Here is an 8,643-nt window from a genome sequence, read left to right as displayed (position 1 = left end):
CTGGGATGAGCTTTACCTGGTAACCAGCCTGCTGAAGCCGCCTTCCCCAATAGTGAGAACGAGCACAAGACTCCATGGCCACCAGCGTACCCGTTGGAAATTCAAGGAGTGTGTGAAGCAGCTTTTCTCTTTTGATCTTGCGGTTCCAAAGGATGGAGCCATCCTCCAGCAGAACGCAAACCTGAAAAACACTCTTGGCTAAATCAATTCCAATGGCTTTAATAGACATGATGGACGCTCCTCTCTGAATTATGTTGTGCAACTTAATTCTGGCGCATTTGACGCCGTATCGTAGGGGGGCGTCCATCACATCACTGGATACCGGCGTTCGCCGGCATGACCGTGCCGGGTGAGGGCGCCTCGGCTTTAAGGAGACGTTGAGTCTCAGGAGAGTTCTATCATCCCAGTAAAAGGCTGTCCGAGCCATTGAGAGAGTCTCAGGAAGCTGATGGTCATGATGAGTGGTCTTAAGGGCTTCAGGGCTTGGTGAAGGTGCTGGAGCCAAAGGAGGGCACAGGGTAGAATGCGCTTCTTGATTGTAGAGAGGTGAGTATGTCCGAACTGTTGGGATTGACCCACGAAGAGCAACAGCAGGCGGTTGAACGTATTCAAGCATTGACCGCAGAGGGGCTGTCCATGGCCGAGGCCATTCAACGGGTGGTCACAGAACTGCAGCAAGAGCGGGGCGCGTCGGAGTAGCGCTTTCCGGCCTAGCATAAAAAAGCCCAACCAGTTTTAGGTTGGGCTTTGCTTTTTGGGTCTAACATCTCAGCCGCGTATGCGGACTAATCCTAACTGATGATAAGGATTAGCCACCGCAGCCATAAGGGCTTCTGGAGTTGGTGTACTTAACATCTTTCGCCCTGTTGTAGTCCATCGGATTCAGGTTGCCCTGCTCCTTGATGAACTGGTAAAGCATGTCAGCATCGACAAAGCCGGTGTTCCGAGCCTGCTTGAGCTTAGGATACTTGTTACCGCCCGAAGCATTGTAGCTGGGGAGGGTAAACCTGTAGGTGTCAGCCAGGCTGAAGGGCTTGCCACCAATAGACTTGATATCCACCTCTTTGGCGACACAGTCAACGGTCATCTTGATGCCACTGAAGTGGGGAAAGCCGCCGGAGCCTCGTGTCTTGGTGGCCACCTTGGACAGATACTTCTTCAACTCAGTACCGTTCATCTCGGTCACAGTCACGCTATTGGCAAAAGGCTGTACCTTGAGCACATCGCGATAGCGGATAGGGCCTTTTTCGATGGTGGTACGAATGCCGCCGGAGTTCATGATGCCGAAGTCGGCTGGCACGGGAAGCTGAGTCTGAGCGTGGGCAATCATGATCCCCAGAGGAGTTGCCTGATAACGCACAACTCTGCGCTTGCCTATGAAGTCCTCCTCAGCGACACCAATCTTCTCCTTCAGCTTTAACTGACCTTTGTTCTGGTAAGGGCGCAGCAGCTCAAGGGTTTCCGGGTCTCTGGGGGTCAGCATCTGGAACGGATACATGGAGCCGAACTTGGTTTCTGTGTTGACCGGAACCAACTGGTAGTTTGCCAGATGAAGTTCACCGCCATAGTACTCGAAATCGGCGCGGCCTACGTACTTGCCCCATTCGTAGGCCTGCATGATCCAGGTGCCATTTTTGCGGTCGGGCTTGCACGCTTCATCACGACCATAGTCTTCAACGTACTCACCGGTATCCCCCTCCATGCACACAGGCAGTTGGGAGTGACCACCAATGATCGCCTGAACCTGGCCGGGTTCAAGACTTTGAGTCAGAGCGACATCACCCGGCGCGTTACTGCCGTGGTCGCCATTTTCATAATGACCCATGTGAGTGAGGCCGAACACCAGATCTGGATGGTGCTGCTCTTCGAGCTGTGCCAGGACTTTCTTCATCTCTGCCTGGGGAGAGGTGAATTTCAGGTCCTGCACGTACTCAGGGTTGCCAATTTCGGCGGTCTGCTCTGTGGTCAGGCCCACAACAGCCAGTTTCAGGCCCTGGACCTCAAACAGCTTGTAGGGCTCGAAGTAGAGCTGCCACTCACCGTCAACCTGGCGATAGATGTTGGCCGACAACCAGGGGAACTGCGACCAGTCTCGCTGTTTGTCTACAACGGTGGTCGGGTTGTCGAACTCATGGTTACCCACGGCCATGGCGTCATAACCGAGATGGTTCATGCCGATAAAGTCGGGCTCAGCATCCTGGAGATCAGACTCAGGGACGCCGGTGTTGATGTCGCCACCGGAGAGCAGCAGTACCTGCCCGCCGTAATCGGCGACCTCTTTACGGATCTCGTCGATGACGGTTTTCCGCGCCGCCATGCCGTATTCACCTCGTTTGCTGTGCCAGAAACGCCCGTGGTGGTCATTGGTATGGAGCAGGGTGAAACGCTTACAGTCATCGCCGGCGGCTATGCAGGCGGCTGATGCGGTCACCTTGGGGGCCTCTTCCACCTTCTTCTTACCACAGCCGCTAAGCGCTAACGCAAGAGCGATGGCTGAGCCGGTGAGAAGCAGGGTAGAAGGACGGAGTGAACGATTCATGATAATCCTTCGCTTTGATGTACAGCGTCGCTTTGACCTTGGGCCAGAGCTCCCATCAGAAGGGGAGTCGGGTGTCCGGATTGAGAGGGAAAGCAACGCTTGTTCAATTAAAAAAAGCAGCACCCAGAGTGCTCTCGGTGCTGCTTTTCATCAGCTCAACTGATTAGGACTTGCGACGACGCAGCCACATCAGGGGCAGCAGCAGGGTCATCAGACCGCCGAAGCTACCGGCGCCATCGGGCTCTCGCCAGCCAGACTCTTCGGTGTTCTGAACGTCGATGCTAACAGTGGTCTTGTAGCTTTCATCGTCGTTGCTGGCAGTCAGCTCGAACACCAGAGCCTGGTTGATGTCTACCTGAGGAGAGGTCACATCAAGTTTCAGGCCGTTGGCAGTGAACTCGGCAGTGGCACCGGACACCTGCTTCCAGCTGTAGGTCAGACCCTCAGGGGCGTCGGCTACAGTGGCAGTGATGCTGGTGCTGTCACCTTCGGTCAGCTTGGTGTTGCCGTCGAAGGTGATGTCCAGAGTCAGGGGTACGTTGGTCACTGGCAGGTTAACTTCTTCGGAAGTTTCCAGAGTCCCGTCGCTGATGGTCAGAACGAACTTCAGAGTGGTGTCAGCCTTAACCTCAGGTGCGGTCAGAGACAGTACCGCCTCGTTACCCACAACGGTCTTCTCTTCACCGGAAACCTGCTCCCACTTGAAGGTCAGGGTCTTGCCCTCACCGGCAGTGATGGCAGAGGCATCCAGGGTGTAGGCAGAACCTTCGGTCACGCTCTCGGGAGCGGTGATTTCACCCTCTACCACCAGAGCTGGGGTGCCGTCGCCACAGGCCGCGCCGTAGACCTCTTTCACCAACTCAGGACGGTCGATAAAGGGGTTACGGTTGCCCTGATACTTGTAGACCTCGTCGTTGCGGTTCTGCTCGTAGGCATCAACTGGATCCAAGTTGTTCCACGCGTACAGAGTGCAAAGCGTACCGATCAGCGGTTGATCGTCCTCGTCTGTGGTGGTCAGGCGATCCACAGCCACAAGGTCAGGCATGCCAGTGGTGCCAGTATCGGTCCCTTGGTATCGGGTATCCATATACATGATCATACGGGCCACATCACCTTTCACCTCATCGCGAGGTTCCCAGCAGTCGATGGTGGTATCCAGGTAGTTGCCTGTGCCCTGACCATTGAAATCGACCTCTGTGCCGGAATCACTGCACTCACCGAAGTCGTTGTTGCTGCGCTTGGTGTTGATGCCAGGATCTGCAGGACGCAGGTGGTGGGCGTCGGTGTAACCCCACTGAGACTCGCTTGGGAAGCCGTGGCTCTTGGCCCAAACGTGCTCACGGTTCCACTTGCCAGCGCCACTGCCACTGGTCTGGTTGTCGTGCTTGGAGATGGAGGCGCCGGTATAGATCTCGATAACGTTCTTGTCGTTGCTGGGATCCTGATCAGCGTAGGTCAGTGCAGTCCAAACTTGCTTGTAGGTCAGCTGCTTATGGTCAGTTGCAATGATGCTGGACAGGACGTTTTTAAGCTCTTCAGGAGTCTTAAACTCGCCATTCAGCGCGTTGGAGTAGTACTCGTCTGCGTTGAAAGTCTTAGGGTCGGCAACCGGAGTCAGGGTTTCGCAGCCAGTGCATGGATCTGTTGGCTCTGGGTCAACGGGCTCGGAGCCGCAAGCGGTTTCGCCAGCGCAGCCCAGGCCATCCGCGGTGTCCTGATCGAAGACCAGCCACTGGTTGTCGGCGCCGGGGAAGTCAGCTTCGGCGACAGTATCGCCCTTAGTCACGCTGGCCTTGCGGCGCAGAGTCTTGTTGGCGGTGGAGAAGTCGGCGTTGTTTGAATCTGTCCAGGCGGAACCTGGGTCTTCACCACGTTTCCCGAAACGATCGATGACCACGTCGTCTTTGGTCAGGACCAAAGCATCGTCACCGTTGAAGTAGGTTACAGTTGATTCGGTACCTACTTTAAACTGATCCGCGGCGCTGGCGTTGTGGAATACAATGCTCTTGCCTGGATCCAGGATGCCGGTCAGAGTTTCGGTGTTACCGGGATCGGTGCTGCCGTTGCCAAACAGCGTCAGCTTGTAGACGTTGGCATCCAGGTTGATGGCGGTGCCACCCACGTTGGAAATCTCAACGGCTTTGTTGCTGCTGCTGCCTTCAACGTATTCGGTGATCAGCAGTACACCTGGAGTAGCTTCAGAACTGCACGCTGCTTCGCCTGCACAGCCGAGGCCGTCAGAGGTATCTTGGTCGAGAACAACCCATTGGTCACCAGAACCGGGGAAGTCAGCGTCGGCCACTTTGTAGCCTTCAGTAATACTGGCTTTGCGGCGCAGGGTTTTGTTGGCTGTTGAGAAATCGGCATTATTAGGATCGCTCCAGGCGGAGCCTGGATCTTCACCCAGTTTGCCAATGCGGTCGATCACAGCATCATCCTTGGTCAGGACAATGGTGTCGTCTCCGTTGAACCAGGTAATCTCGGATGCGGTGCCTACCTTAAAGGCATCGGCAGCACTGGAGTTGTGATAGACAATGCTCTTGCCGGCGTCCAGAGTGCCTGACAGGGTTTCAGTCTTTCCTACCTCAGTTTTTCCGTTGAAGTAGAGGTTTAGCTTGTAGACATTAGCGTCCAGATTGATGGTGCTGTTGCCTACGTTGGAGATTTCCAGCGCTTTGTTGCTGCTGCTGCCTTCAACGTATTCGGTGATGACCAGATTAGCGTTTGCGGCTGTGGACAGGGTGCCCAGAACCAAAGCAGTAGCCGCAGCAACTGCATTCATTTTAATCGTCATAGTCTTATCTCTCTAAATTCCATGACCTGAAGCGCCTGCCTTGGGACAGGCGCTTCGAAGTGGAGATCAACTCTTATTTGCGAAGACGGCGGCGCAGAGCGGCCAGACCGAACAGGGACAGCATGCTGATGAAGCCGGTGCTGCCACCGGAACCGTCGCCTTCCTCTTCAACGATGTCCGCAACCAGGGAGTCACGGCTGGTGATGTCGATCTTCAGGGTCTGGCTGGAGCCAGCGACCACTTTGCCGTCGCGCTCCAGAGCTACGGTGGCGTTGTAGCGAGCGGATGGGGCACCGAAGACTTCGAAGGTCACCAGAGCCTGACCATCTTCAGTCAGCACCACGTTTGGCTCTACCAGCTGGCGCAGGTCCAGGTTGGCTTCGTCGTCGGCAGGGCTCAGCTTGATGGTGGCTACGTCGCCTTTCAGAGCGTCAGCGGCAACAGGAACCTGGTAAGGCACCTTGGCCAGCTTTCTCAGCTTGGGCAGAACCAGGGCGTGACCTGGGTCGGCTTCACCGGGCATGTAGCTCAGAGTGATCAGCGCAGGATCGTGGTCAGAAGAGCGATAGATGTCGTCTTTGTAGAACTTGTGCGCACCGTTACCGTCGATGGTTCCCTTGTACTGGTTTTTGTAGTCGTACAGGTTGGATTCGGCGGCATTGATGTGCCAGTCGGTCGCATCGATCACGCGATCTTCCAGAGAGGGGGAGATCAGGATGTGGTCGAGGGAACCCACTTCATCGTTGAAGGAGAAGCTCCAGGGAGTCTTGTCTTTCTTCTCGAAGTACTTGCCAACAATATCAACATAACCATAGGTTTTGGTGATGGTCGCAGGGGCGCCGCTCTCATTGAACTGAGGCTTTGTGCCTACGAAGGTGTGGCTGGCAGTTACCAGAGTCTTGTTGCGTGGGTTTTCGGTCAGAACCAGCAGTGGATCTTCCTTACCGTAGGCGTTCAGGTCACCCAGGATGATCTTGTCACCGGGAACCTCTTCCATCTCTTCACCCAGGTGTACGGCGCCGGCTACACGGAACTCGGAGCAGGAGCCCTGACGATCCAGGTCTGGAGCTTCACGGTTGTTCCACTCGGTGGCGTCACCGAACTCAACACCTTGCCAGTCTTCAAAGCAGGTAGAGCCCTTGGACTTGAGGTGGTTAACAGCCAGGGTCAGGCGCTTACCAGTCTGGTTAACCACAAAGGTTACGATCAGGGCATCACGGTGATAGTTCTGGCCGTTCTCCAGAATCTCATCGTACTGGTCCTTAATCACTTCGCCGTTGTCGTTAACGATGGTGGGTGCTTTCTGCTGAGGCATGGGCAGTACGCGGGTACGCTCAATGCTCATCTTGCTGGGGCGGTACATGATACCGGTGGCGATGGCGTCTGCACCAATGGCGTCCAGTTCGTCCAGAATCTGGTTGCCGTTGTGGTCGAAGCCTACGAACACGTAGCGGTTTTCAGTGGAGGTAGGACCGTTGTAGTCACGGGCACGCTCATCCACATACTTGATGTTGACCTGGTTGACCATCTCGGCGATGGCGCTGTTTTCGCCAAAGCCGTTGTTTTCCATCTCCATAAGGGCCAGTACATCGGCATCCAGAGAGCGGATAGCTTCAACAAGCTTGGTACGTTGATGGACAAACTCATCGTAGGTCTCGGCGCCGCGGCTCTGACCAAAGTTGTTGTTGTCGCCGCCAAATGGGGAGTTGAAGAAGTTAAACAGGTTCTGACTGGCCACGCGGATAGCGAAGTGATCCTTCTCAACCTCTTGACCCAGAGCAGGGCTCTCGGTACGGGGCAGGTTGTGGATGAAGTTGTCGCTGGTCAGCTGGTTGGTTACGGTCAGGCTGTAGTCCTGCTCATACTCGCCGGTGGCGTTGTCCAGAGCGGTCTTGTACTGGCTGATCACACCCTCCATGCCGATAACACTGTCATCGATGCGGATGTAGTTGGCGTGAGGGTCACTGTTGAAGCCAGCATAGTAGGACAGCTCGTTGTTGCGGGCCACCTCGGCACTTTCGATAACCAGACGGAAGTCATCGTTTTCCGCTGCTGCAGCTTTGGACTCAGGGCTGCCGGCAACATACAGGTGATTGGGCTGTACGTTAGGACGGGTGTAGGCCGCAACCATGTTGTTACGTCCGTGAGGAGAGGGCAGGTAGTTGTAGCTGAAGCTGCGTGAAATACGCATGTCCTGGTACCCATCGGTGTTGGGATCCAAGTCTTCAGTCAACTTAACCAGCATACCTTCGTAGCGTTCCAGGGTCTTATCGAAGGAACCGTTGTCCTCTGGCAGAACCACAATGTCTGTGACGCTGGTTGGGGTGATGTTGGTATCCGTCACGTTCCAGCTGAACGAGGTATCGGCAGTCAGCTGAGTCTGGCCATCAAACTCAGTGACTTCACTGCCCATACAGATGGTCTGGCCAACCTGCAAATCTTTCGCTGCGCCGCTCTTAACGAAGATACCGTCCGAAGTCATAGGATCGTTATCGTTGTTGGAGGAGAGGTCGCGCAGGTAGAAGCCGGTTTCAGGTACAGAGACCTTAGCGGTGATAACACCCTCTACGGCAACCTTCTCGCCGGCATAGGGAGAAACGAAACCTGTGCCCTGGATGGCGCCGATGGAGGTCAGCTCACTCTTGTCAGAAGGACAGGTGAAGATGTCCATGATGTCTTCGGCATCAGCGGCAGGCAGGTTGGGTTGGCCCAGAGTGTCGAGCCGCATGGGCATGATGTTCTGCCACAGGGAGGCATCATAGGTTGCAGCTTGGGCAGGAGCGCTGCCATCGGCGGCCAGCTTACGGCGCAGAGTGGTGTTAGGTGCCCACTTGCTGTTGTCGTCCTTCAGGCCAACACGATCGATAACGACATCACCATTTTTCAGGAAGAAGCCATCATCGCTGTTCAGGTACAGGTTATTGTACTTGTGGCTGCTGTCGTAGGTGGAAACCACCACGGTGGCGCCTTTGGCAGCAATAGTGTTTTGGAAGTCGTCAGTAGAACGGCTGTTGACGATTACCAGAGAGGCGCCCGGGGCCAGAGTCTGGCCAGTCAGCAGAGGCTTGGCCTCAGCGTTCAGCAGTTCGTTGTCATACTTGCCGCTGGAGCGCTGGTAGGCAGCGACATCATCGGTAAAGGTAAAGGAGTCGGTGGCGTGGGTGTTGGTGATCTCAACAGCGCCCACACTGCCATCGGCACTTTGGGTCATTTCGGTGATCAGCAGGTCTTGAACGCCAGCGTTTGCAGCCATGCTGATGGTGCTGGCAATGGCCAGCGAGAGGATACTTTTCTTCATAGCAAACTCTAT

The 8,643-nt window shown here is 55.3% G+C and carries 5 protein-coding genes; 1 reads left to right on the top strand and 4 read right to left on the bottom strand.

Annotation, left to right across the window (positions count from 1 at the left end):
• Positions 1–229: IS110 family transposase (locus G505_RS22745; protein WP_157509180.1), on the bottom strand; the 229-nt coding region annotated here is incomplete at its 3' end.
• A gap of 323 nt (positions 230–552) precedes the next feature.
• On the opposite strand from G505_RS22745, the gene G505_RS22740 reads away from it, so the two are divergent.
• Positions 553–699, top strand: a complete 147-nt coding sequence (locus tag G505_RS22740; protein WP_084643958.1) for a YoaH family protein — start codon at positions 553–555, stop codon at positions 697–699.
• A 109-nt stretch (positions 700–808) separates the two neighbouring features.
• Here G505_RS22740 and ushA read toward each other — a convergent pair whose 3' ends face one another.
• From ushA to G505_RS0111240, 3 genes are all read right to left on the bottom strand, one after another.
• The gene (gene ushA / locus G505_RS0111255) at positions 809–2,539 is read right to left on the bottom strand and encodes a bifunctional UDP-sugar hydrolase/5'-nucleotidase UshA (protein WP_035385333.1); all 1,731 of its coding nucleotides are present in this window, start codon (positions 2,537–2,539) and stop codon (positions 809–811) included.
• Positions 2,540–2,702: 163 nt separating this feature from the next.
• Complete coding sequence (locus G505_RS22465) at positions 2,703–5,333, bottom strand: endonuclease (protein ID WP_084643957.1); 2,631 nt, start codon at positions 5,331–5,333, stop codon at positions 2,703–2,705.
• A 73-nt stretch (positions 5,334–5,406) separates the two neighbouring features.
• Positions 5,407–8,631, bottom strand: coding sequence for an ExeM/NucH family extracellular endonuclease (locus tag G505_RS0111240; protein ID WP_035385332.1), 3,225 nt, complete (start codon positions 8,629–8,631; stop codon positions 5,407–5,409).
• Positions 8,632–8,643 lie beyond the last annotated feature (12 nt).

It is taken from the genome of Ferrimonas futtsuensis DSM 18154 (genome assembly GCF_000422645.1).
Lineage (GTDB): Bacteria > Pseudomonadota > Gammaproteobacteria > Enterobacterales > Shewanellaceae > Ferrimonas > Ferrimonas futtsuensis.
The sequence above is the reverse complement of the archived record's forward strand: the minus strand, read 5'-3'. Positions and strand labels throughout refer to the sequence as shown.

Coding starts and splice junctions, on each gene's coding strand:
- G505_RS22740 (WP_084643958.1), top strand. CDS start 553: ATGTCCGAACTGTTGGGATTGACCCACGAAGAGCAACAGCAGGCGGTT.
- G505_RS0111240 (WP_035385332.1), bottom strand. CDS start 8,631: ATGAAGAAAAGTATCCTCTCGCTGGCCATTGCCAGCACCATCAGCATG.
- ushA (WP_035385333.1), bottom strand. CDS start 2,539: ATGAATCGTTCACTCCGTCCTTCTACCCTGCTTCTCACCGGCTCAGCC.
- G505_RS22465 (WP_084643957.1), bottom strand. CDS start 5,333: ATGACGATTAAAATGAATGCAGTTGCTGCGGCTACTGCTTTGGTTCTG.